The sequence below is a fragment of the Acinetobacter sp. IRS14 genome (genome assembly GCF_034650275.1).
GTDB lineage: Bacteria > Pseudomonadota > Gammaproteobacteria > Pseudomonadales > Moraxellaceae > Acinetobacter > Acinetobacter oleivorans.
On sequence record NZ_JAOVFN010000018.1, the window covers coordinates 1 to 22881 of the forward strand.

The following is a 22881-nucleotide window of genomic DNA, read 5'->3' on the forward strand; positions in this document are numbered from 1 at the left end:
AACCCCGGTTACCGCCGTGAAAGGGCGATGTCCTAGGCCTCTAGACGATAGGGACTTGATGAGGCAAACACAAAGGAGCGTGGTGGAGTCAAGCGGGATCGAACCGCTGACCTCTACAATGCCATTGTAGCGCTCTACCAACTGAGCTATGACCCCAGTTTGTGTGAGCGCAATATTAGGGGGGATGCGCTCACACGTCAACAAAAAAATGAATTAAGCTTCGCTAGTTGCTTCATTTTTAGGCAATTTTAAGCTCTCATTGAGTTTTTCCCAATTTTTAACTTCTTTCTTGCTTGGTCCACCCACAACTTCTAAGGCACGGCGTAAACGAGCGAAAGTTAAATCAGGTCCAAGGGTGACCATCGACTGCATTACAGGTGTTGAACTCGTTGAACCTGCAATTGCGATAAAGAACGCTGGCATGAAATCGCGTAATTTAATCTCCATCTGGTTCGCAAGATCCATGAGGGTTTGGCTAACAGTGTCGTTATTCCAAGTAAACTGACCTTCAAGACGCCAAATTGCAAATTGAAGACTTTGACGAACCTGTTCTTGAGTCAATTTTTTGCTTTCAAACATTTCAGCAGTAATTTGTGGCATATGGTTAAAATAGAAACCAGCCCAATTCACAGCTTCTGAAAGTAAATTAATACGCGGTTGAATGGCAGCTGCAATATCTTCTAAAGTGCTGCGATCACTTTTCCATGTTAATAAACGGTCTAATAATTGGCCAGGTGTTAAACCTTTGATCCATTGACCATTTAACCAATTCAGTTTTTCAACATCAAAAATTGGGCCACCTAGTGAAACACGTTGAATATCAAAGCTATCCATCATGTCTTGCAGCGTAAATACTTCACGTTCATCTGGCATGGACCAGCCCATACGGCCTAAATAGTTTAATAAGGCTTCTGGTAAAACGCCGATATCGCGGTAGTAGTTAATTGATGTCGGGTTCTTACGTTTAGATAATTTTGATTTATCTGGGTTACGTAACAATGGCATGTGACAAAGTGTCGGCATTTCCCAACCAAAATATTGGTAAAGCAATTGATGCTTCGGTGCAGATGGAAGCCATTCTTCACCACGTAATACATGAGTGATTTCCATTAAATGGTCATCAACCACATTCGCTAAATGATAAGTCGGTAAGCCATCATTTTTAAGAAGAACCTGCATGTCGACTTGTGCCCAAGGAATTTCAACTTCCCCGCGTAATAAGTCATTAAATTTACAAATACCTTCTTCAGGTACTTTCATACGGATGACGTGGGGTTCGCCCACTTCTAAGCGACGAGTCACTTCTTCTTGAGAAAGTTTTAACCCACGACCGTCATATTTTGGTGTTTCACCGCGAGCTTGTTGTTCAGCACGCATCTGGTCTAGTTCTTCAGCAGTAGCGAAACAATAAAAAGCATGGCCTTTTTCAACAAGTTCTAACGCATATTGCTTATAAATTCCCATACGTTCAGATTGGCGATACGGTGCATGAGGACCACCTACATCTGGACCTTCAGACCAGTTTAAACCTAACCAACGCAATGAATCCAAAATCATTTTTTCAGACTCTGGTGTAGAGCGAAGTTGGTCTGTATCTTCAATTCTTAGAATAAATTCTCCGCCATGTTGTTTCGCAAAACACATATTAAATAAAGCGATGTAGGCAGTGCCGACATGAGGAAAACCGGTAGGAGAAGGTGCAATACGAGTACGAACTTTCATAGGTAATGGGTCAAAATAAAAATTGAAACTATTATAACGAAAAAGCCCAGTATTCTGACGTTTTATTTAACGTCAGTCTGGGCTAAAACTGAAACGAAGAGGGGGTGTTTCAGATTTTAAGAAGCATGCGGCTGGAAGATTGCCTGAACAAAACGTGAAAAACGTTCGTGTTGTGCGGCAAGAAAATTTTGAGTCGGTGTAACGCGAATAGTATTGAGTACTTTAAGCTCATCATCTGAAGAAGGTAATACAATAGGATTACGTTTCTGTTGATCTAAAGCTTTTTCAATAAGCGAAGTCTGCTTATCTGACCCAGTTTTATTTGGGGTATCTTTAAGTACTGCTGCTGCAGAAAATTGTGATGCTAAACCCAGCACCAAACTTAAGCTTAACGCTTTTCCATAATGAATTTTCATTATTAATCATCCCCTCTGTTCATTACATTTCAACTATTTTTTGAGTTTAACGAAATGTAAAATTACGGTAATGCTACGATTTAAACATAAATCTTAATAAAAAAGTGGAACTGTGTCACACTTTTTACAAAAATTATCTATATTTTAATCTGGTCGACCCCAATGTAGGTCATATGTATCCTTTACGCTTCATTATTTAACAAATTAATGTGTAGATAAAGTGAAGGCCTTCATTAAGTTGTAAGAATAATTACAAAAAATTTCAAAAATGAAATGATTTAGGCATCTTAAGCTATATATTTTAAAGAGATTAATAAAAAATATATTAATATAAGTAATTGATTGTAAATTATAAAATTAAAAATATAGTAAAACTAAAACCAATGATGGATTTTGTAAATGAAAAAAATATCAATAATGGCTGTAGCGGTGTACTTGGGAATGGCAACAGCAGCTCAGGCCGCTACTTCTTTTTTAAATGTTTCTTATGATCCGACCCGAGAATTTTATCAAGAATATAATCAGGCTTTTGGGAAGTTCTGGAAACAGCGTACAGGTCAGGATGTTGAGTTTAAACAGTCGCATGGTGGGTCTGGTAAACAAGCACGGGCAGTAGCTACGGGTCTTGAAGCCGATGTTGTAACGTTAGCGTTAGCGAATGATATTGATGAGATTGTGAAAGCGGGTTTTATCCAACCAAATTGGCAAAAAGAATTTCCAAACAATTCTGCACCTTATACGTCCACGGTTGTGTTCCTAGTACGAAAAGGTAATCCAAAAAATATACGTGACTGGAATGACTTAACAAAACCAGGTGTGGAAATTATCACCCCTAATCCTAAAACAGGGGGCGCTCCGCGTTGGATCTATTTGTCGGCATGGGGTTATGCTTTAAAGCAACCGGGTGGAAATGATGCCAAGGCTCGTGAGTTAGTTAAAAAACTTTATCACAATGTAAAAGTACTTGATTCGGGAGCACGTGGTTCGCTAACAACATTTGCTGAGCGTGGAATTGGTGACGTTTTATTATCATGGGAAAACGAAGCTTTATTGGCGACTAAAGGACCTGATAAAGATAAATATGAAATCGTTTACCCATCAATTTCAATTTTGGCAGAGCCTTCCGTCGCAATTGTAGATAAAACCGTAGATAAAGATGGCAACCGAACTTTAGCAAAAGGCTATTTGAACTTCTTATATTCACCGTTAGGGCAAGAGTTGGCGGCTAAACATTATTTCCGACCACGCAATGCGCAAGTGGCTGCTAAATATGCAGCACAATTCCCAAAAATTAAATTATTTACAATTAATGATGTTTTTGGTGGCTGGGCTAAAGCTCAAAAAACTCACTTTGCAAATGGGGCTGTCTTCGATCAAATTTACGATGGGAAGCAATAATTAATTAAGCTTTTGCTTAGAGCCGCTTATTTAACAACTAAGCGGCTCTTTGTATTTTTTAGATTAATTTAAAAATTACCTAATCTTTTTACTAAGGTGTTGATAAAGATATTAATGTAGCGGTCTACATCATCTTTGAAAATCATATATTGTAAAGCTAGCCCATAACTTAATGATACGAGCTCTATAACAATAGAATCATAGTCATCAGGTTCAGTTATCTCCGTTAAAGAAAAGAATTGCTTCATAATCTTCGTTACTTCTTGTTGATGAGTTTTCCAAACCTTTTGATACTCCTCGGCGAAGGTAATATCACGTGCAGCAAATAGCTGTAATTCTATTGATATTTTAAGCCATTCATCGTTTTTAAAAAAAGCGGTCAGCCATTGACGTAATGAATCAATTAATTGTTCTGTATTTGAAGGGGTACTGGTAAAGATTTCTTGTAATTGTAAATTTTCTTTAGCGAATTGAAGCTGCATTAGCTCAAGTAAAAACTCTTCTTTATTATTGAAATTCGAATAAAAGGCACCTTGAGTATAGCCTGCCTGTTTGGAAAGATTCCTGATTGATACCGCGTTATAACCAAATTCAGAAATGAGAGCAAACCCAGCGTCAATGAGATGTTGCCGAGTTTGTATCTGTTTTTCATTGCGAGAAAGAGTCATAAGAACCAGATAAAATAATAATTGAGATATCACTTGATATCTTAATTTTTGTGAGATATTTTTGCTACTTATTTATTTCAGATATCAGTTGATATCCGATTGTGTGACAATAAAGGCGCTATATGTCTCAAGTCTCTAAACGTATTGTAGTTATCAATGGTCATCCATCTGATACTAGTTTTAATCATGCATTAGCTCAAAACTATGTAGAGCAGGCAAAAACATTAGGTATTCACGTAGATCTAATAGAAATTGCCAAGTTGGGTTTTGAACCTAATTTAAAATATGGTTATGAAAAACGAATGGAATTGGAACCTGATTTAATGGATGCGCTTGAAAAAATTCAGGCTGCGGATCATTTGGTATGGTTCTTTCCAGTGTGGTGGGGAGGGCTGCCGGCTATCGCTAAAGGTTTTATTGACCGACTCTTTTTACCGAATCTTGTCTTTAGTTACCGAGAAAACAGCAATCGTATTATTGGTCATTTACAGTCAAAAACAGCACGACTGATTACGACTTTAGATCAGCCGGGTTGGTTTTATCGTTGGTACTATGGTGAGCCAAGTACTCGACAACTTAAAAAAGCGACTTTGCAATTTTGTGGGGTTAGTAAAGTCAAAGTTAATTATGTTGGAACAGTGCGGGGCGCAAGTTCAGACCAACGGCAAAAATGGTTAAATCAAATCGGTAAATATGCAGAAAAAGATTGCCAGCTCATTTCATCCTAAGGTAAATCAGCGAGTGTTTTTAGCAAAATAAGCCTAAAGGAAAAGAGAGTTTTTTAAATAAAGAATTTAATAAAAAAGTTTTATTAATTCGTATTTAACTCTAGAAAATTATTCTTACTTTCTTATTTTGCTTAAAAAGTGCTAACAAAACGGTTTTATCTATGAAAAATTAATATTTTCCTACAAAAAGCCGTTTGGCGTTGGTCATAAACAAGGTGATAATGTGCAGTTACATTTTTACGCAATGATTTAACACCTATGTCGCATATTTCTGTCTTACTTTTTGAGACCGTTGAGAGCTTATTGGCAGATCGCACAACAGGGGTGTATATCGATGCAACCTTCGGAAGAGGTGGGCATACACGTTTATTGCTCTCTAAACTTGATGAAAATGCACGAGTATATGCATTTGATAAAGACCCTCAAGCACTGGAAGTTGCTGCTGCTTTGGCACAAGAAGATCCAAGATTTACGATCATTCATGCGAGTTTTGCTGATATCAAAGAGAAGATGCAGGAAATTGGCGTGATGAGTGTTGATGGCATTATGGCTGATCTGGGAGTGTCATCTCCTCAACTTGATCAGGCAGAACGTGGTTTTAGTTTCATGCAAGATGGTCCGTTAGACATGCGAATGGATAATTCTAAGGGTTTAACTGCGGCCGAGTGGTTACTTGAAATTGAAGAAGAACAATTAGCAAATATTATTTATCAATATGGTGAAGAGCGTTATAGTCGACGTATTGCTAAAGCCATTAAAAATGCTGGAAAACTAGATACAACTGCTCAATTGGCGGAGCTTGTAAAAACAGCCCATCCAAAATGGGAAAAACATAAACATCCAGCGACACGTACATTTCAGGCTATTCGTATTGCTATTAATAAAGAGCTCGAAGATATTGAAGTGTTTTTGCCGCAAGCTGTAGACTTACTCAAACCGGAAGGACGTTTGTCTGTTATTAGTTTCCATTCTCTTGAAGACCGACTGATTAAGCAGTTTATTCAAAAAGAATCTACGTTAGCAGAAGATTTCGGTTGGGGAATGCCAGAGCAGCGGGTAGATACAAGAAGATTAAAGAAAATTTCACGGGTTCGTGCGAGTGAAGAAGAAGTAAAAGCGAACCCTCGATCACGTAGTGCATGGCTTCGGGTTGCTGAACGCTTGGAAGAAAAAGGCGCGTAATGAAAAGCAGTGATGAAATCGCAACCACAGAAAATAAAGTGGTGAAAAAAGTTGTGGTGTATACAGTCTTGGTGGCACTTGTTTTTATAAGCGCCATGATGGTGGTATTTCAAGTATTTGAATATCGTCATGATTATAGAGAGCTTAGCTCTTATATGCGTGAACGTGATGATCTCAATGCTGAATGGGGGCGTTTGCTCATTGAGCAACAAACCTTTGGTGCAACGGCACAGATTGGTACACGTGCTGTAACTCAGCTACGGATGTTTTCTCCACCGGCTGCAGAAACGGTGGTAATTTCTTTACCAATGACCTCAGAGCAAAATAAGTAAGGCCTTGCTGTATGGTAGATAAGCGAACAAAACAAACACGGAAAAAACAGCAGTCTATTTCGGAAAAACCAACTCTTGCCTTTGATATGTGGCGGTTTTATCTGCTCTGGGCAGTAGTGTTACTCTGTTTTGTTGTTTTAATTGCACGTGCATTTTATGTACAGGTAATTAATAAGGATTTTTTACAAAACAAGGCCAATGCCAATATTTTGCGTACTGAGCGTGTGGAAGCTATGCGTGGCGTGATTAGTGACCGCCATGGTGTGCCTTTGGCAATTAGTACACCGATCATGAAAATCGTAATGGATCCGCGTGATTATTTCGATACAAAGCATTTATATGACCAAATTACAGCGGAATTAAAGAAAGATCCGAACAATCGTAAATTAAAACGACAATTACCCGATAAAAACTTAAATCTTGATGAGTTGGCGGATGTCGTTGGTTTAGACCGTGCCGATCTTAAAAAGCAGATGAATGCACGACCGCGTTCTCGTTATCTGGTTTTGAAAAAAGAAATACCGCCGCAACAGGCAGACCTTATTACGAAAGGTAACTTTCAAGGCGTGTATGCCGAGAAAACCTATAAGCGTTATTATCCTCAGCCGCAGCCAAATGCCCAGATTATTGGTTTAACCAACAGTGAAGGCCAAGGGATTGAAGGCTTAGAAATGCAGCTCAATAAACAGCTGTCAGGTGTGGATGGTGAGCAAAAAATTATTCGTGATAAGCGCGGCAATCGCTTAAAAGTTTCAGAGGTTATCCGTGAGGGTGAGCCAGGCGAAAATATCACTTTAAGTATCGACTCTCGTTTGCAATACATTATGTATCGAGAGCTGACCGCAGCTGGTGTTGCAAATAATGCCCGTTCGGCAACGGCAATTGCTGTAGATGTTAAGACTGGTGAAATTCTGGCAATGACCAGTTGGCCGTCATATAACCCGAATGATAAAAATGGTTTGTCTAATAAAGATGCCATGCGTAACCGCGGTGCAATTGATATGTTCGAACCGGGTTCAACCATGAAGCCATTTACAATTTCTTCTGCATTAGAAACTGGGCAATATACGCCTAACACGATTGTAAATACTTCTCCAGGTTCAATGCGTTTAGGTTGGCATACGATTCGTGATACCCATAACTATGGTGCTTTAACTGTTAGTGGCGTCATTATCAAATCTTCAAACGTGGGTTCTGCAAAAATTGCATTGTCACTTCCAAAAGAAACACTACCAAGCTTCTTTAATCGTGCTGGTTTTGGTAAACGCTCGGCTGTGAAATTTCCGGGGGAAAGTTCAGGTTTAGTGCTTCCAGTAAGTAAATTGAACTCTTCTCAAATTGGTACCATGGCTTATGGTTATGGCCTAAACGCAACTATTCTTCAGTTGGCGCAAGGCTATGCAATGCTTGCAAATCATGGCGTAAAAATGCCTCTAAGCTTGCATAAGCTCGATCAAGCACCTAAAGGTGAGCAAGTTCTTGCTCCAAAAATTGCTGATCAGGTTTTGCTTATGCTAGAGCAGGTTACGATGCCTGGTGGTACTGCCAAGCAAGCTAATATTCCGGGTTATCGCGTTGGTGGTAAAACAGGTACAGCTCATAAACTTCGTGCAGACCGTAAAGGTTATTCAAATAATGAATACCGTGCTCTATTTGCTGGTGTTGCGCCAATTAGTGACCCACGTTTAGCCGTTATTGTTGTTGTTGAAAACCCACAAGGCCGTTATTACGGTGGTTTGGTTGCGGCCCCTGTTTTTGCACGCATTATGCAAGAATCATTACGTTTAATGAATGTACCGCTTGATAAGCCCCTTGATACTTCAGTAAATCCTATTCGCAGGTAAGCTATGTCTGTTTCTTTTCAAGAAATTAATCCAGTCGAGATTAATGCACAGTGGTCTCAGCAGCCTTTTCATGGCTTTAGTCTAGACAGCCGTAAGGTTCAGTCAGGCCAAATTTTTATTGCTTTGACCAGTTATAGCCAACCTGAAAAAACACGTGCTTTTGCAGAGTCAGCTTTAGCTAATGGCGCACTTGCAATCATTAGCGAGACGGAGCTGGGTGTGGAAAATGAATGGGTATGCCCTGATGTACGTCAGCGCATGGGCGAATGGCAAGAGCGTTATTTGCAACATATTGACCCTGTTACGCCAGTACGTATTGTTGCAGTAACAGGCACAAATGGTAAAACGACAATTTCACGTCTAGTTGCTGAATTAATTAGTTCGCAACAACAGCGCTGTGCTGTGATGGGGACAACAGGTAATGGTATTTTACCTGATCTGACACCATCAACTCATACTACGCTCGATGCTTTACAACTACAAAATGCATTACATGATTATGCTAAACAAGGTGCAACTTTCGCTTCTTTGGAAGCAAGCTCACATGGCTTAGAGCAAGGTCGTTTAAATGGTTGTGCGATTGAAATTGCTGTTTATAGTAATTTGAGTCGCGATCATCTGGATTATCATGGCACTTTAGAGGCTTACGCTGAAGCAAAGGCTCTTTTATTCCGTTTTAATTCTTTAAAAGTAGCTGTTATTAATCTTGATGATGAACATGCTGCTCTTATGATCAATGCAGCAAAACAAAATCCTGCTCAACCAAAGATTCTGACGTATTCACTTACTCAAAATACAGCTGATTATTATATTAGTGACTTAAGTTACAGTTTGGCAGGGGCGACTTTTAATTTAGTCAGCTCGCAAGGTTCTTTTGCTGTTCAAAGTCCATTATTGGGGCATTTCAATGTCGAAAACCTGATTGCAGCGCTTATTGCTGCTGAGCAAGCAGGTTTTGATTTGGAAGCATTAGTCGCTTTTGTTCCTAAGCTTATTGGGGCACCGGGACGAATGCAGGTCATTCGTGATGGCGAACGTTTATTTGTTGTGGATTATGCCCACACACCTGATGCTTTGATTCAGGTGCTTAAGACTTTAAAACGTCATGTATCTAATCAGCTTTGGGCGGTATTCGGGTGTGGTGGAGATCGTGACCGTGGTAAACGTCCACTCATGACTCAAGCCGCTTTGGATGGAGCGAATCCGATTATTCTAACTTCGGATAATCCAAGAACTGAAGACCCTGAACAAATTTTTGCTGATATGAAGCAAGGAATTAATTTCTCTGGGCATCGCATGCAGGAAATTCATGATCGCCGTGAAGCAATTAAATTTGTTGCACAGCAAGCTCAAGCTGGTGATATTGTGGTTATTGCTGGTAAAGGTCATGAAAATTATCAAGAAATTAATGGTGTGCGCCACTGGTTTGATGATGTTGTCGAAGTACAATCAGCAATTGCTGCACAACACCATACTGTAGACGCTGCTTACCCTGCACAATAGGATTATTTATGCATACTTCAACCACCAGTACCGTGCCTTTGGAACCGTGGACAGCTCAACAATTACAACAGGCAACGCAGGGTTATTGGCATAAAGACCAGATCCCTCAAACTGAAATTAAACGTATTTTGACGGACTCTCGTCATGCGGAAATGGGGGATGCCTTTTTAGCACTAAAAGGTGAGCGTTTTGATGCACACGACTTTGTAGCTCAGGTTGCCGCGAATGGTTGTCAAATCGCCATTGTTGAACGTCCTTTAGATATAGAAATTGCACAGTTAGTTGTTGCCGATACTCGCTTGGCTTTGGGGCAACTCGGCGCTTATCGCCGTGAGCATAATACCCAATTAAAAGTGATTGCTTTAACAGGCAGTAGCGGTAAAACCACAACTAAAGAAATGTTGGGAAGTATATTATCGAGCTTAGCTCCGACATTAATCACCCGTGGTAATTTAAATAATGACCTTGGTGTACCCATGATGCTGCTAGAGCTTCGCAAGGAGCATCAATATGCGGTGATGGAGTTGGGTGCAAGCCATCAAGGTGAAATTGACTATACTTCTAAATTAGTTCAGCCTCATGTTGCAGGCATTTTAAATATTGGTACAGCTCATCTGGGCGAATTTGGTGGGCGTGAAGGTATTTGCCGAGCTAAATCGGAAATTTATCGTCATATTTTACCAAATGGCGTTGCAATCGTACCGCAACAAGATGATTTCACTGCTGAGATTCTTGATGCCGCAAAAGCGCTTCGTATTTCTACATTTGGTGTAGGTGGCGATGTGTATGCAACAGATATTGAATTATTACCTCAATCAACAAATTTTACGTTACATACGCCGAAAGGCGTAAGTGCCGTTAAACTCCCTTTTGCAGGTGAGCATAATGTTCAGAATGCGACCGCAGCTGTAGCCTTTGCTTTAGCAATTGGTATTGGACTAGAAGATATTGTCCAAGGCTTAGAGCAAGCTCAGGGCGCCAAAGGTCGTCTTAACTTTATTCAAAAGTCACCTTACCTATTTATTGATGATACCTATAATGCCAATCCGACCTCTATGCGCGCTGCTGCACAAGTGTTGTTGCAGCAACAAGGTGTAAAAGTGATGGTTATGGGGGATATTGGTGAGTTAGGTGATAGCAGTTGGCAAGAACACCACGATTTAGGTCGTGATCTTGCTGAACTTCCTTTAGATCATATTATTGCAGTTGGGCAGTTTGCTCCAGCCGCTCTCGAGGGTGCACACTCTCATTCCAATAAAGTGAAAGCATTTCAGACACAAGCTGAGGCGCTTCCATTTCTAATCAATCTAATCCAAACACATCAACCACAGTCCATGAGTTTCCTGTTTAAAGGTTCTCGCTTTACTCATATGGAAACGTTGATGGCTGATTTGATGGAGAAACTTTAAATGCTGTTATGGTTGTTTGAACAACTTGCGGGCTATCACAGTTCGTTTCAGGTCGTTCGTTATTTAACATTACGTTCTTTACTCAGTGTATTAACTTCACTGACCATTGGTTTGGTCCTCGGACCGATCATGATTCGTAAATTACAAGCGTTAAAATACGGTCAGGCAGTAAGTTCATTTGCTCCTGAAAATCATGCTAAAAAGATGGGTACACCAACCATGGGCGGAATTTTAATTCTGCTTTCAATTGGTATTAGTACTTTACTCTGGGCTGATTTATCTAACCCTTATGTTTGGATTGTGCTTGGTGTAATGGTTGTGTTCGGTGCTGTGGGCTGGGCAGATGACTGGATTAAAATCCGCTATAAAGACAATGCAGGTTTACCTGCTCGTAAGAAGTTTTTCTGGACTTCCGTTGCATCGCTTGGAGCCGGTATTGCTTTATATTTAATTGCAACCCAACAGTCGAATGCGGAACATACGGCAAACATGCTGGATTTATTGATTCCATTCTTTAAGAATCTTTCAATTCCACTCTCTATGGTTCCTTTAGGCTTGGCATTTATTGTATTTACCTATCTAGTTATTAATGGTGCCTCTAACGCCGTTAACTTAACTGATGGTTTAGATGGTTTGGCAATCATGCCTGTTGTAATGGTCGCTACGGGCTTAGGTGTATTTGCTTACTTGTCAGGTGATATTCGTTTTGCTAACTATTTGCATATTCCCTATGTGAAATATACCTCTGAGCTTGTTGTAATCTGTTCTGCCATGATTGGTGCAGGTTTAGCATTTCTTTGGTATAACGCACACCCAGCTCAAATTTTTATGGGTGATGTTGGTGCTTTAGCTTTAGGCGCGATGCTTGGAACAATTGCTGTTATGGTACGCCAAGAAATCGTATTTGCGATTATGGGTGGTGTATTTGTAATGGAGGCAGTTTCTGTCTTCTTGCAAATTGGATCGCTGCGGATGCGTAATAAACGCGTTTTCTTAATGGCGCCGCTACATCATCACTATGAAAAGCAGGGCTGGAAAGAAACCCAAGTTGTGATTCGTTTTTGGATTATTACAATTATATTAGTAGTTTTAGGTCTAATGACTTTAAAATTGCGTTAAGAAAGGTTTTCACAAGAGCCGGCATTGCCGGCTTTTTTATTGAGAGAAAAACATGAGCGTATTGATGTGTCCTGTTTGCCGTCAGCCTTTAGATCTACTGGATAAAACTTGGCGTTGTGAAAGAGGGCATAGTTATGATGTCGCTAAACAAGGTTATGTGAACTTACATGTTGTGCAACATAAACATAGTAAGAACCCTGGAGATACACCAGAGTCTGTCGATGCACGAAGAGCTTTTTTACAAGGTGGTTATTATCAGCCTTTACAACATGCTGTAGTCGCTTTATTAAAACAATTAGATGTAAAAACCGTACTTGATATTGGGTGTGGTGAAGGTTACTACACCAGCGCTATGCAGCAAGTCGTTGAGCAATGTGTTGGTGTTGATATTGCAAAAAATGCGGTACAGCGTGCAGCAAAGCTTAATGCTGAGGTGACTTGGGTTGTGGGGACTGGTGCGACTTTGCCTGTGCTTGATCAAAGCATGGATGCATGTACCAGTTTGTTTAGCCCAATTCCACAAGCAGAAATTGCTCGAGTTTTAAAGGATGATGGATATTTAATTGTTGTCACTCCTGCATCTGAGCATTTATATGCAATGCGTGAAGCTTTATTTGAACAGGTTAACCCTCATACACCAGAGAAGTTTGTGGAGCAGTTGCAAGATTTGTTTGAGCTCAAACAAGAGCAAATTATTAATGCCCCTTTTGTGCTTGACCAACAGGCTTTAAAAAATCTGATTGCTATGACACCTTATGCTTATAAAGCCTCTCCTGAGCGTCGTTTGCAGTTAGAGCAGCAGTCGCAATTAGAGGTAATGGCATCTTTTCAAATTTATGTCTTTCAGAAACTTAATAAAATAGCTAGTTAACAGTCTATTTTTAAAAGCATAAAAAAAGCCATCATACGATCTATTTTTAAGAGCGCAAAAAAGAAGCCATCTGATGATGGCTTCTTTTTTTTGCTATTCAATCTGATTAATCAGATTTTCTAGTTCATCTTTCTCACGCTTCGGCGCTGCTCCCTGTGAAGGCTTCATCGCAGGAGGTGCAGCTTTTGATGGAATAACAATTTCCTCACCTGGTAAATCGGAGAAGTCATTGTCATTGCTCAGTTTTGGTTGTGGTGGTGCAGGGCGATATAGCGGGCGTGCTAATGGTGGAGCTGCACGATAAGTTTTCTTATCGCCTACCTCAGTAACAGTTTGTTGTTTGTCACGTGAAATAGGACCTTGGGCATCTTTATCTAAACGAACCCAAGATGCTGGCGTACCTTGCAAAGCTTGACCCATAAAGTTAATCCAGATCGGTAATGCAGCAATACCACCATACTCACGTCGACCTAATGTTGTCGGTTGGTCAAATCCAACCCACGTTACAGTCACTAATTTGCCGTTAAAACCTGCAAACCATGCATCTTTTGCATCGTTGGTTGTACCTGTTTTACCGCCTAAATCACTACGGCCAATTTTAAGTGCGGCACGGCCTGTACCATGCTCAATTACATCACGTAAAATGTTCGCCATATCGTAAGCAGAGCTTGATTTTAAAATACGTTGAGCTTGGCGATATTCGCTATTCGCTTTATCAGTTTGTTTAAGATTAAGTTGCTTAGCTGCCTTTTCTTTCTGCTCTAGGTCTTTGTTAGTAACCTCAATCACTTCATCATCTGTTGTCGTAGCCTTCTGCTCGTCATCAGTTGTGTCTGGCGCATTAATACATGGAATACATGCATATTCTGGCTTAGCTTGATAAATCACTTTACCGTATGCATCTTCAATACGCTGAATAAAGTGTGGTTGAACGCGATAACCACCATTTGCAAAAGTTGCGTATCCAGTTGCCATTTGAATTGGTAAAACTTGAGGTGTACCTAGAGCAATGGTGTAGTTACGTGGAATTTGATCTTCTTGTAAACCAAAATCCATGAATAACTGGCGAGTACGTTCAATTCCCACCGTTTGCAAAAGGCGTACCGACACGGTATTACGAGACAAATACAAAGCACGACGTAATGGAATCATCCCTAAATAACGACCGTCTGAGTTTCTCGGTGTCCACTTGCCAATTGTGATAGGACTATCATTCACCATGCTGTACGGCGTCATACCGCGTTCAAGTGCCAATGCATAGACAAACGGTTTGATCGTTGAACCGGGTTGGCGCCAGCCTTGTAAGGCACGGTTAAATTTCGATTGATAGAAGTTATAACCACCTACAATTGCTTCAATTGAACCATCATTCGGGTTAATCGCAATAAGTTGACCTTGAACTTTTGGAACCTGAACTAAAGACCATGCTGTTTTTGCATCATTTGGACGTAAGCGAACAATATCTTTAACTTGAACAATTTGAGATGCACGTGAAGGAGCACCACCTACACTATTTGCATTGCGATAGGGGCGAGCCCATGACATACCTGACCACTGTACAGTAACGGTCGTACCATCTTGCATGAGTGCATCAAAAGAGCTGCTATTTACCTTGGTAACTTGTGCCGGGTAGGTATTGGCATATGCTCTAAATTCATTTAATGGTTTATCGTGTGCTTCCGCACCACGCCAGCCATGACGACGATCGTAAGCTTCAAGACCATCTTGTACAGATTTCTCTGCAATCGCTTGGCGTTTAGCATTGATGGTTGTATAGACTTTATAGCCAGAATCAATAGCTTGTTCACCAAAATGCTTTACAAGCTCTGAACGAACCATTTCACCCGCATATGGGTGAATATTATTTAAATCCCGATTGGGCATGTTTAGATTAATCGGTTCAGCTACAGCTTTTTGATATTCTCCTTGAGAGATATAACCCAGCTGTAACATACGGCCTAAAATCCAGTTGCGGCGTTCAAGTGCGCGTTCAGGATTAACCACAGGATTGTATTTAGAAGGCGCTTTCGGCAAACCTGCAATCATTGCCATTTGAGCAATGCTGAGCTCATTAATACTTTTGTTGTAATAAATTTTGGCTGCCGCTGCGATACCGTAGGCATTTTTTCCTAAGAAGATTTTATTCACATAAAGACTGAGAATTTCTTCTTTGGATAAATTTTGCTCAATTTTTCGAGCTAAAAAGATCTCGGTTATTTTGCGTTTTAAGGTTCTTTCTGGACTTAAATAATAATTCTTTGCAACCTGCATGGTAATGGTTGAACCACCAGTTTGCACATCAGAACCAGTTACACTTTCACTTAAAGCACGCCCTAAACCTTTAAAACTGATCCCGCTATGTTCAAAGAAAGAAGAATCTTCTGCTGCTAAAAATGCATGAATAAAAGCAGGAGGAATTTGTTTGTATTCAACTGGAATAGAAAGCTTACCACCATACTCGGCAATCAGTTGATTATCCGAGGTATAGACCTGTAGCGGTTTTAAAAGCGGAGCTTTTTTTAGTGAACTCATTTCAGGGAGCGATGGGGCGATATAGAGATACATGCCATAAAAGCCCATCGGAAGTGAGACTAAGATAATAATAATGATCAAAAAAATTGGACGCACGAAGCCCAAACTGGATAGCTTTTTCATGATAAGTAAGCTTTAATAAGATCGAATACAAACTAATTGTGGTCAGTATAGCCTTTAGACATGCGGATTGTTAGATGAGATATTGTATCCGTGTAAAAATAAAGACCTAGATTATTGGTTTGTAATTTTTTTTGGGGATAAAAAAATAATAGGACAATAGTGTGCTCAGGTTATATCGTAAACCGAATAAGGGGTTAATGGGTGTCGATATTAGTTCGACTTCTGTTAAGTTGTTAGAGCTCTCTGTTAAGAACGGTAAATATTGGGTGGAAAGCTATGCTTTGATGCCTTTACCCGAGAACAGTGTAGTTGAAAAAAATATCTTGAATCCAGAGGCAGTTGCAGAAGCTTTGGAACGGGCGATGAATTTAGCAAATCCCCAAACCAGTAACGCTGCAATTGCTGTTCCAACATCGACGGTTATTCATAAAACCATCGAAATGGATGCAGATATGAATGATGATGAACGAGAAGTTCAGATTCGTTTAGATGCGGAGCAGTATATACCGTTCCCTTTGGATGAAGTGAGTCTTGATTTTGAGGTTTTACCAGATCGACTGCCTAATCCAAACCGTGTAAATGTACTTCTAGTTGCAACAAGAACAGAAAATGTTGAAACACGAGTAGAAGTGCTGGAACTGGTAGATCTAACGCCTAAGCTTGCTGATGTCGAAAGTTATGCTGTCGAGCGTGCTTTTAGTGTATTTGCTGATAGTTTACCCATGGGTGCAAATACCATTGGTATTTTAGATATCGGCCATACCATGACTACATTATCGGTTATGCAAAGTGGCAAAATCATTTATACCCGTGAACAAGTCTTCGGCGGCAAGCAGCTTACTCTGGAAATTCAAAGTCGTTATGGTTTGTCATTGGAAGAAGCGGGACGAGCTAAAAAAGAACGCTCTTTACCTGATGACTATGACATCGAAGTCTTAGAGCCATTTTTAGATGCGGTAGTGCAACAAGCAGCCAGATCTCTACAATTTTTCTTTTCTTCATCACAGTTCAATGAAATAGACCATATTTTACTAGCAGGTGGGAACGCCAATATTCCTGGACTTGCCAAATTGTTGCAGCAAAAACTTGGTTACCGTGTGACCATTGCTAATCCGTTTTTACAAATGGGTTTTTCTCCTCAAGTCGACTTTCAAAAAATTGAAAACGATGCTTCATCATTAATGGTGGCATGTGGCTTGGCTTTAAGGAGTTTTGATTAATGGCAAAAATTAATTTACTCCCTTGGCGTGAAGGGCTTAGGGAACAACGGAAAAAACAATTTATTATTTTATGTTTTGGGGTTGTTGTTCTGGGGATCACCACTGTATTTTCTGGGTGGTTTTATTTGAATCAAAAATTAGATGATCAAGAACAAGCTAATCAGCTCATCACCAGTACAAACCATAGTTTAGATCAACAGCTTAAAACCTTAGATGGTTTGCAAGAACAGCGTGATGCTATTGTCGAACGTATGAAACTTATTCAGGGATTACAAAGTCAGCGTCCTGTTGTCGTGCGTTTGGTGGATGAATTAGTACGGGTGACTCCAGCAGCGATGTATTTGACTAAATTTAGCAGAACTGGAGATAAATTTACCATTGAAGGTAAAGCAGAAAGTCCAAATACGGTCGCGGAGTTATTACGTAATCTCGAAGCATCACCATGGTATCGCAATGCTTTTATGAACTCTTTCTTGGCGACTGAAGAGAAAAAAGATAAGACGGCGAGTTCGCTGCTTCCTAGAGTAGAAGATAGTTATGGCAGTTTTGTTGTGACTGTTGATTTAGGAGAAATGGGGGTGACTACAACAGATGATACCGCCAATACTTCTGTAAGTATGGATAAGGGGGCGGTTAAATGAGTCCGGATGAACTTCATGAGTTGTCGTTAGAACAAGCTCCATCTAAGAAAAAGCAGATCACTTTAGAAAAATTTCTTCAGCAATTTAACACACTAGATATGAACAGTTACGGTAGCTGGCCATTATCTGTGAAAATTACGTGCTGGATTTTTATTTTCTTTGCTGTGTTGGCTTTAGGATACTTTGTTGTTATTCAGCCAAAGCTACAAGCAATTGATAATGCGCAGGCACAAGAAATTAATTTGTTGAATGAATTTCGCGAAAAGGATTCAAAATTACGTAACTTGCAGCAATTCCAGCTTCAACTTCAAGAAATGCAAGCAAACTTTAATCAGCAGTTAGAGCAACTCCCAAAAGAAACCGAAATTCCAAGTTTGGTTGAGGATATTAACTTAACCGGAGTGACTTCTGGTCTGAAGTTTAAAAATATTCGTTTAGAAGATGAAGTGAAGCAGGAAATTTTTATTGAACAACCTATTACGATGGAAGCAACTGGCGATTATCACGCTTTTGGTGCTTTTGTCAGTAGTATTGCTGCATTACCACGTATTGTGACGATGCATGACTTTGTCGTCGAAGCTGCACCTGTTAAAGATAGTAAGTCAGATATTCCTGTACTTAATTATTCTATTAAAGCAAAAACTTATCGCTATATGGGCGCCGTAGAAAATGCTGAACATCCGGAAAACAACGCTTCGGCTTCAGTAGCACCTGTTTCCTCTACTGCTAATACACAGTCGAAATAGGAGCATTACAATGAAACTTAAGCAAATTTCTTTTTCTATTTTGGCATGTTTGATTTTAGTGGGATGTGACTCGAGAATTGATGCTGTAAATCAGCAAATGGCAAATATACGTAATCAGCCACCAAAGGCAATAGATCCAGCACCTGTTTTCATGCCTGTGCCACAATTTAATTATGCGGCTCATCAGCTAAAGAGTCCATTTTTACCAAGCTCACTTGCTGCTGAACTTAAAATTATGGCAGGAAAACGGGTATATCCGAATTTCTCACGTGCTCCTCAGCCTTTAGAAAGTTATGCATTAGAATCCTTAAACATGAAGGGAAGCATTCGTAACAACCGTGGGCAATTACTAGCTCTTATCCAATCACCTGATCAGCAAATTGAGCAAGTACAGGTGGGAAATTATATCGGGATGAATCAGGGACGTATTACCCACATTGGTCCAACCCAGATTGATTTGGTGGAAATTATTCCTGATGGGCGCGAGGGCTATGTGGAGAGACCAAGAACCTTAGTGTTAATTGGACCCGCACCCTAAAGTTTAGGGAAGAACAAAGAAAAAGTATTTTTAAAGATTATTTAATTGGGGATAGTCAGACAATGAATCACGTATTCCGTCAGTTTTCTATGGGGGCTGTAGCCATTGCACTTATGCAGGTTGCTTCTGCACAGGTCAGCATGACCAATATCGTACCGACAAAAATTGCAGGTCAGGGTACAGAAATTCGAGTTATGTTTAATGGTTTGCCACCGCAACCACAGGCATATCAACTTGAAAATCCTTCACGTTTGATTCTGGATTTTAATAAGGCTCAGCAGGCTTTGACACAGTCAAAAGTGGCAATTGGTACAAATGAAGCAAGCTCTGTTAATGTAAGTTCTGACGATCAGCGCTCACGTTTAACTGTAAATTTAAAAGAGGCGGGGGCATTTACAACGCGCATTGAAGGTAATACTTTTATTTTAAAGATTAATTCAGCTCAAGCGGCTATTAAACCTTTACCAACAACTACAGTGCAACCACAAGGTGTTTCAAATATTGGTTTTCAGCGTGGTAGTCAAGGTGAAGGACTAATTGTTATTGATTTATTGGGAAGCAATACCCCTGTTGATGTTCAACAGCAAGGCAGCAAAGTTGTAGTAAGAGCACTGGGCTCTAAAATTCCTACTCATTTAGCTAAACGTTTAAATGTAAATGATTTTGCAACTCCTGTTTCTACCATTGAATCCTATAACGAAAAAGGCAATGGTGTTATTACGATCCAATCCACTGGTAGCTATGAATATATGGCTTATCAGGCAGAAAATAAACTTACTATTAGCTTAAAGCGCCCTCAGGACAAAAATGTAAGTGCTTCCTCTAAGCCATCTTATTCTGGTAACAAGCTTTCTCTTGATTTTCAAGATATTGAAGTTCGTAGAGTTCTACAGTTACTTGCTGATTTTACTGGTATTAATATGGTGGCTGCCGATAGTGTTCAGGGTAATATTACTTTGCGCTTGAAAGATGTTCCATGGGACCAAGCACTTGATATTATTTTAAAAACTAAAAATCTAGATAAACGTAGAAATGGTAATGTTATTTGGATTGCTCCAGTTGCAGAGTTGATTAAAGCCGAAGATGATGAGGCAAAAGCTTTAGCACAAACGATCAAGTTAGCGCCGATCCAAACTGATTATATTCATTTGAGTTATGCCAAAGCCATCGATGTGCTTAAGTTAATTGAGGATTCTCGTGATGGTAAAGGGGCCGTTTCGAATCGTACAGCAAACTCGGACTCTCTTGCGTTGGAGAGCTTGTTAAGTTCACGTGGTAGTGCTGTTGCTGATACGCGCACCAATACTTTAATTATCAATGATACAGCGCAGAATATTGATAAAATTCGTAAAATGATTGATTTGCTTGATGTAGAAATGAAGCAGGTCATGGTTGAGGCACGTATTGTAAGAGCCTCTACTTCTTTTACTAAAGAACTAGGCGTTAAATGGGGAATATTGTCGCAAGGTATTACCAATAATAATAACTTGCTGGTTGGTGGTAGTGAAACAACCTTATGGAATTTAAGAAAACCAGAAAAAGATACTACTACGGGTGCTTATAAATATACGATTGAACGCCCAGATAACTTAAATGTCGATTTAGGGGTAACCAATCCGGCTGGAAGTATTGCCTTTGGTTTAATTAGTATGTCTGACTTTATGCTTGATCTTGAACTTTCAGCATTACAAGCTGATGGCTATGGTGAAGTTATTTCAACACCTAAAGTCATGACGGCGGATAAACAATCTGCAAAAGTCGCTACTGGTCAGCAAGTTCCTTATCTGATGACAACTACTTCTGGTGCGGGTTCCACAGCAACGACATCATTTAAAGATGCGCTGTTAAGCTTAGATGTTACTCCGAGCATTACGCCTGATGGTAAAATTCAAATGAAATTAGATATTTCTAAGGATTCTGTAGCAGGCGAAGCCCCTAATGGTGAGTTAATTTTAAATAAAAATAATATTAATACGAATGTATTGGTTAATAACGGTGAAACGGTCATTTTAGGGGGGGTGTTTGAGCAGACTACGTCTAACTCACAAACTAAGGTTCCTTTCTTCGGTGATATTCCTGTACTTGGGCATTTATTTAGAAAAGATGTGAAATCTGATGATAAACAAGAGTTACTGATTTTCGTTACTCCACGAATTGTTAATGACACTTTGGTGAGAAATCATTAATATATTTTTTAATGAAAGCAATTGAAATAGGTGGCGCCTTGCCAAGCAAAGCGTTTGAAACCCTACCAAATATTTATTTGGTGGGGCCCATGGGGGCAGGAAAAACAACCGTTGGACGTCATTTAGCCGAAATATTAGGGCGTGAATTTTTAGATAGTGATCATGAAATTGAACGCAAAACAGGAGCTACTATTCCTTGGATTTTTGAAAAAGAAGGGGAATTCGGATTTCGTGCTCGTGAAACCATAGTGTTGAATGAGTTAACTTCCCGTAAGGCTTTGGTTTTAGCAACAGGCGGTGGTGCGATTACTCAAGCACCCAATCGTGAGTTTCTAAAGCAGCGTGGTATAGTTGTTTATCTTTACACTCCTGTGGAATTACAATTACAACGAACTTATCGCGATAAAAACAGACCTCTATTACAAGTTGAAAACCCTGAACAAAAATTGCGAGATTTGTTAAAAATACGTGATCCTTTATATCGTGAAGTTGCTCATTACACGATTGAAACCAATCAGGGTGCTGCACGCGATCTTGCTCAAAAGATTCTGCAACTTATTTTGTCTAACACGCTAAAATAGCCAAACTTACTCGTGGTTTAATAAACTCATGCAAACTTTACATGTTGAATTAGGCGAACGCCGTTATCCTATTTTTATTGGCAGTCAACTTGATCCTAAACAGTTGCTTGAACCTTATATTCATGGTCAGCAGGTCATGATTGTGAGTAACGAAACGGTCGCACCTTTATATTTATCTCATTATCAAGAAGCATTAAAAAGTTTGGGTAAAACTGTAGCTATTTGTATTTTGCCCGATGGTGAAAAATATAAAGATATTCAACATTTAAATTCAATTTTTGATGCACTACTTGAAGCTGGTTTTAACCGAGATTGTACTGTTTTAGCTTTAGGCGGTGGTGTTGTTGGTGATATGGCTGGCTTTGCATCGGCATGTTTTCAGCGCGGTGTTTATTTTGTTCAGGTTCCAACTACGCTCCTTTCACAAGTAGATTCAAGTGTGGGCGGTAAAACTGGTATTAATCACCCACTGGGTAAAAACATGCTTGGCGCATTTCAGCAACCTCAAGTTGTTTTGGCTGATATGGCTCAACTCAACACCTTGCCGGATCGAGAGTTGTCTGCTGGACTATCAGAGGTTATTAAATATGCCTTGTTAGGCGATGCTGATTTTCTTGTTTGGTTAGAGCAAAATATGGATGGGTTGATTGGGCGAGATGTTGATCTTTTAGCGGAAGCCGTTTACCGTTCATGTGCTCATAAAGCCCGTATTGTTGCAAACGATGAAAAAGAGCAAGGCGAGAGAGCCTTACTCAACTTAGGTCATACGTTTGGTCATGCTATTGAATCTTATCTGGGTTATGGAACTTGGTTGCATGGCGAAGCAGTAGCTACCGGCATGGTTATGGCAGCTGATTTATCACAGCGTTTAGGCTGGATTTCAAGTGATGATGTAGAGCGTACAAAAAAAATTATTCAACGCGCTAATTTGCCGATATCATGTCCAAAAATTCCATTGGATGAATTCCTTGGATATATGGCACATGATAAAAAAGTTCTCAATGGTCAATTACGTTTAGTGTTGTTAAAGCAACTTGGACAAGCGGTAATTACTAAAGACTTTGATGTTGAACTCATGAAGCAAGCTATTTTGGCAAATCAACACGGATAATAAATTAAGGT

General features: G+C 39.8%; 20 protein-coding genes and 1 tRNA gene. 16 read left to right on the top strand and 5 right to left on the bottom strand.

Annotation, left to right across the window (positions count from 1 at the left end; genetic code table 11):
* Positions 1 to 80: 80 nt before the first annotated feature.
* The 3 genes from ODQ17_RS14485 to ODQ17_RS14495 form a co-directional block, all read right to left on the bottom strand.
* Positions 81 to 156, bottom strand: a tRNA-Ala gene (locus ODQ17_RS14485).
* Positions 157 to 213: 57 nt separating this feature from the next.
* A complete protein-coding gene (gltX, locus tag ODQ17_RS14490; protein WP_005300931.1) occupies positions 214 to 1722 on the bottom strand; it encodes a glutamate--tRNA ligase in 1509 nt (502 codons plus the stop codon).
* A 116-nt stretch (positions 1723 to 1838) separates the two neighbouring features.
* Positions 1839 to 2138 carry a hypothetical protein gene (locus ODQ17_RS14495; RefSeq protein WP_005300933.1) on the bottom strand — a complete coding sequence of 100 codons (300 nt, stop codon included), beginning with the start codon at positions 2136 to 2138 and terminating at the stop codon, positions 1839 to 1841.
* A gap of 399 nt (positions 2139 to 2537) precedes the next feature.
* Between ODQ17_RS14495 and ODQ17_RS14500 the strand changes: the two genes are divergently transcribed.
* The gene (locus ODQ17_RS14500) at positions 2538 to 3536 is read left to right on the top strand and encodes a sulfate ABC transporter substrate-binding protein (RefSeq protein ID WP_005044064.1); all 999 of its coding nucleotides are present in this window, start codon (positions 2538 to 2540) and stop codon (positions 3534 to 3536) included.
* A 68-nt stretch (positions 3537 to 3604) separates the two neighbouring features.
* Here ODQ17_RS14500 and ODQ17_RS14505 read toward each other — a convergent pair whose 3' ends face one another.
* Entirely contained in the window at positions 3605 to 4204 is a 600-nt protein-coding gene (locus ODQ17_RS14505) for a TetR/AcrR family transcriptional regulator (protein ID WP_322904574.1), read from the bottom strand.
* 122 nt (positions 4205 to 4326) lie between these two features.
* Here ODQ17_RS14505 and ODQ17_RS14510 point away from each other — a divergent pair, with 122 nt between their 5' ends.
* The 8 genes from ODQ17_RS14510 to ODQ17_RS14545 all read left to right on the top strand — a co-directional run bounded on the left by ODQ17_RS14510 (position 4327) and on the right by ODQ17_RS14545 (position 13192).
* Positions 4327 to 4932 (top strand): NAD(P)H-dependent oxidoreductase, encoded by a 606-nt coding sequence (locus ODQ17_RS14510; protein WP_322904576.1) that lies wholly within the window; start codon positions 4327 to 4329, stop codon positions 4930 to 4932.
* 258 nt (positions 4933 to 5190) lie between these two features.
* Positions 5191 to 6114, top strand: a complete 924-nt coding sequence (rsmH, locus tag ODQ17_RS14515; RefSeq protein ID WP_005300940.1) for a 16S rRNA (cytosine(1402)-N(4))-methyltransferase RsmH — start codon at positions 5191 to 5193, stop codon at positions 6112 to 6114.
* Positions 6114 to 6446 (top strand): cell division protein FtsL, encoded by a 333-nt coding sequence (ftsL, locus tag ODQ17_RS14520; protein WP_004789835.1) that lies wholly within the window; start codon positions 6114 to 6116, stop codon positions 6444 to 6446. The genes rsmH and ftsL overlap by 1 nt, the downstream gene beginning before the upstream one ends.
* An 11-nt stretch (positions 6447 to 6457) precedes the next feature.
* Complete coding sequence (ftsI, locus tag ODQ17_RS14525; protein WP_005300944.1) at positions 6458 to 8290, top strand: penicillin-binding protein PBP3; 1833 nt, start codon at positions 6458 to 6460, stop codon at positions 8288 to 8290.
* Positions 8291 to 8293: 3 nt separating this feature from the next.
* Positions 8294 to 9793 (top strand): UDP-N-acetylmuramoyl-L-alanyl-D-glutamate--2,6-diaminopimelate ligase, encoded by a 1500-nt coding sequence (locus ODQ17_RS14530; RefSeq protein ID WP_322904581.1) that lies wholly within the window; start codon positions 8294 to 8296, stop codon positions 9791 to 9793.
* A gap of 8 nt (positions 9794 to 9801) precedes the next feature.
* The gene (locus ODQ17_RS14535) at positions 9802 to 11202 is read left to right on the top strand and encodes a UDP-N-acetylmuramoyl-tripeptide--D-alanyl-D-alanine ligase (RefSeq protein WP_322904583.1); all 1401 of its coding nucleotides are present in this window, start codon (positions 9802 to 9804) and stop codon (positions 11200 to 11202) included.
* Positions 11203 to 12321, top strand: a complete 1119-nt coding sequence (mraY, locus tag ODQ17_RS14540) for a phospho-N-acetylmuramoyl-pentapeptide-transferase (RefSeq protein ID WP_004789827.1) — start codon at positions 11203 to 11205, stop codon at positions 12319 to 12321.
* 52 nt (positions 12322 to 12373) lie between these two features.
* Positions 12374 to 13192 carry a putative RNA methyltransferase gene (locus ODQ17_RS14545; protein WP_322904585.1) on the top strand — a complete coding sequence of 273 codons (819 nt, stop codon included), beginning with the start codon at positions 12374 to 12376 and terminating at the stop codon, positions 13190 to 13192.
* 93 nt (positions 13193 to 13285) lie between these two features.
* Here ODQ17_RS14545 and ponA read toward each other — a convergent pair whose 3' ends face one another.
* Positions 13286 to 15847, bottom strand: a complete 2562-nt coding sequence (ponA, locus tag ODQ17_RS14550; RefSeq protein WP_322904587.1) for a penicillin-binding protein PBP1a — start codon at positions 15845 to 15847, stop codon at positions 13286 to 13288.
* Positions 15848 to 16008: 161 nt separating this feature from the next.
* On the opposite strand from ponA, the gene ODQ17_RS14555 reads away from it, so the two are divergent.
* From ODQ17_RS14555 to aroB, 7 genes are all read left to right on the top strand, one after another.
* Complete coding sequence (locus tag ODQ17_RS14555) at positions 16009 to 17067, top strand: pilus assembly protein PilM (protein ID WP_322904588.1); 1059 nt, start codon at positions 16009 to 16011, stop codon at positions 17065 to 17067.
* A complete protein-coding gene (locus ODQ17_RS14560; RefSeq protein WP_322904590.1) occupies positions 17067 to 17708 on the top strand; it encodes a PilN domain-containing protein in 642 nt (213 codons plus the stop codon). Before ODQ17_RS14555 ends, ODQ17_RS14560 begins: the two co-directional genes overlap by 1 nt.
* Positions 17705 to 18454, top strand: a complete 750-nt coding sequence (locus ODQ17_RS14565; RefSeq protein ID WP_322904592.1) for a type 4a pilus biogenesis protein PilO — start codon at positions 17705 to 17707, stop codon at positions 18452 to 18454. The genes ODQ17_RS14560 and ODQ17_RS14565 overlap by 4 nt, the downstream gene beginning before the upstream one ends.
* Positions 18455 to 18464: 10 nt before the next feature.
* Positions 18465 to 18992: a pilus assembly protein PilP gene (locus ODQ17_RS14570; RefSeq protein WP_322904594.1), complete on the top strand. Its 528-nt coding sequence runs from the start codon at positions 18465 to 18467 to the stop codon at positions 18990 to 18992.
* A 62-nt stretch (positions 18993 to 19054) separates the two neighbouring features.
* On the top strand, positions 19055 to 21178 hold the full coding sequence (gene pilQ / locus ODQ17_RS14575; RefSeq protein ID WP_322904596.1) for a type IV pilus secretin PilQ: 2124 nt from the start codon (positions 19055 to 19057) through the stop codon (positions 21176 to 21178).
* Positions 21179 to 21189: 11 nt separating this feature from the next.
* Positions 21190 to 21759 (top strand): shikimate kinase AroK, encoded by a 570-nt coding sequence (aroK, locus tag ODQ17_RS14580; RefSeq protein WP_004789808.1) that lies wholly within the window; start codon positions 21190 to 21192, stop codon positions 21757 to 21759.
* A gap of 28 nt (positions 21760 to 21787) precedes the next feature.
* Positions 21788 to 22870, top strand: coding sequence for a 3-dehydroquinate synthase (gene aroB / locus ODQ17_RS14585; RefSeq protein WP_322904598.1), 1083 nt, complete (start codon positions 21788 to 21790; stop codon positions 22868 to 22870).
* Positions 22871 to 22881: the final 11 nt, after the last annotated feature.

Bases quoted from the DNA above. Each gene is read 5' to 3' on its own strand.
- gltX (WP_005300931.1), bottom strand. From the start codon at position 1,722: ATGAAAGTTCGTACTCGTATTGCACCTTCTCCTACCGGTTTTCCTCAT.
- ODQ17_RS14495 (WP_005300933.1), bottom strand. From the start codon at position 2,138: ATGAAAATTCATTATGGAAAAGCGTTAAGCTTAAGTTTGGTGCTGGGT.
- ODQ17_RS14500 (WP_005044064.1), top strand. From the start codon at position 2,538: ATGAAAAAAATATCAATAATGGCTGTAGCGGTGTACTTGGGAATGGCA.
- ODQ17_RS14505 (WP_322904574.1), bottom strand. From the start codon at position 4,204: ATGACTCTTTCTCGCAATGAAAAACAGATACAAACTCGGCAACATCTC.
- ODQ17_RS14510 (WP_322904576.1), top strand. From the start codon at position 4,327: ATGTCTCAAGTCTCTAAACGTATTGTAGTTATCAATGGTCATCCATCT.
- rsmH (WP_005300940.1), top strand. From the start codon at position 5,191: ATGTCGCATATTTCTGTCTTACTTTTTGAGACCGTTGAGAGCTTATTG.
- ftsL (WP_004789835.1), top strand. From the start codon at position 6,114: ATGAAAAGCAGTGATGAAATCGCAACCACAGAAAATAAAGTGGTGAAA.
- ftsI (WP_005300944.1), top strand. From the start codon at position 6,458: ATGGTAGATAAGCGAACAAAACAAACACGGAAAAAACAGCAGTCTATT.
- ODQ17_RS14530 (WP_322904581.1), top strand. From the start codon at position 8,294: ATGTCTGTTTCTTTTCAAGAAATTAATCCAGTCGAGATTAATGCACAG.
- ODQ17_RS14535 (WP_322904583.1), top strand. From the start codon at position 9,802: ATGCATACTTCAACCACCAGTACCGTGCCTTTGGAACCGTGGACAGCT.
- mraY (WP_004789827.1), top strand. From the start codon at position 11,203: ATGCTGTTATGGTTGTTTGAACAACTTGCGGGCTATCACAGTTCGTTT.
- ODQ17_RS14545 (WP_322904585.1), top strand. From the start codon at position 12,374: ATGAGCGTATTGATGTGTCCTGTTTGCCGTCAGCCTTTAGATCTACTG.
- ponA (WP_322904587.1), bottom strand. From the start codon at position 15,847: ATGAAAAAGCTATCCAGTTTGGGCTTCGTGCGTCCAATTTTTTTGATC.
- ODQ17_RS14560 (WP_322904590.1), top strand. From the start codon at position 17,067: ATGGCAAAAATTAATTTACTCCCTTGGCGTGAAGGGCTTAGGGAACAA.
- ODQ17_RS14565 (WP_322904592.1), top strand. From the start codon at position 17,705: ATGAGTCCGGATGAACTTCATGAGTTGTCGTTAGAACAAGCTCCATCT.
- ODQ17_RS14570 (WP_322904594.1), top strand. From the start codon at position 18,465: ATGAAACTTAAGCAAATTTCTTTTTCTATTTTGGCATGTTTGATTTTA.
- pilQ (WP_322904596.1), top strand. From the start codon at position 19,055: ATGAATCACGTATTCCGTCAGTTTTCTATGGGGGCTGTAGCCATTGCA.
- aroK (WP_004789808.1), top strand. From the start codon at position 21,190: ATGAAAGCAATTGAAATAGGTGGCGCCTTGCCAAGCAAAGCGTTTGAA.
- aroB (WP_322904598.1), top strand. From the start codon at position 21,788: ATGCAAACTTTACATGTTGAATTAGGCGAACGCCGTTATCCTATTTTT.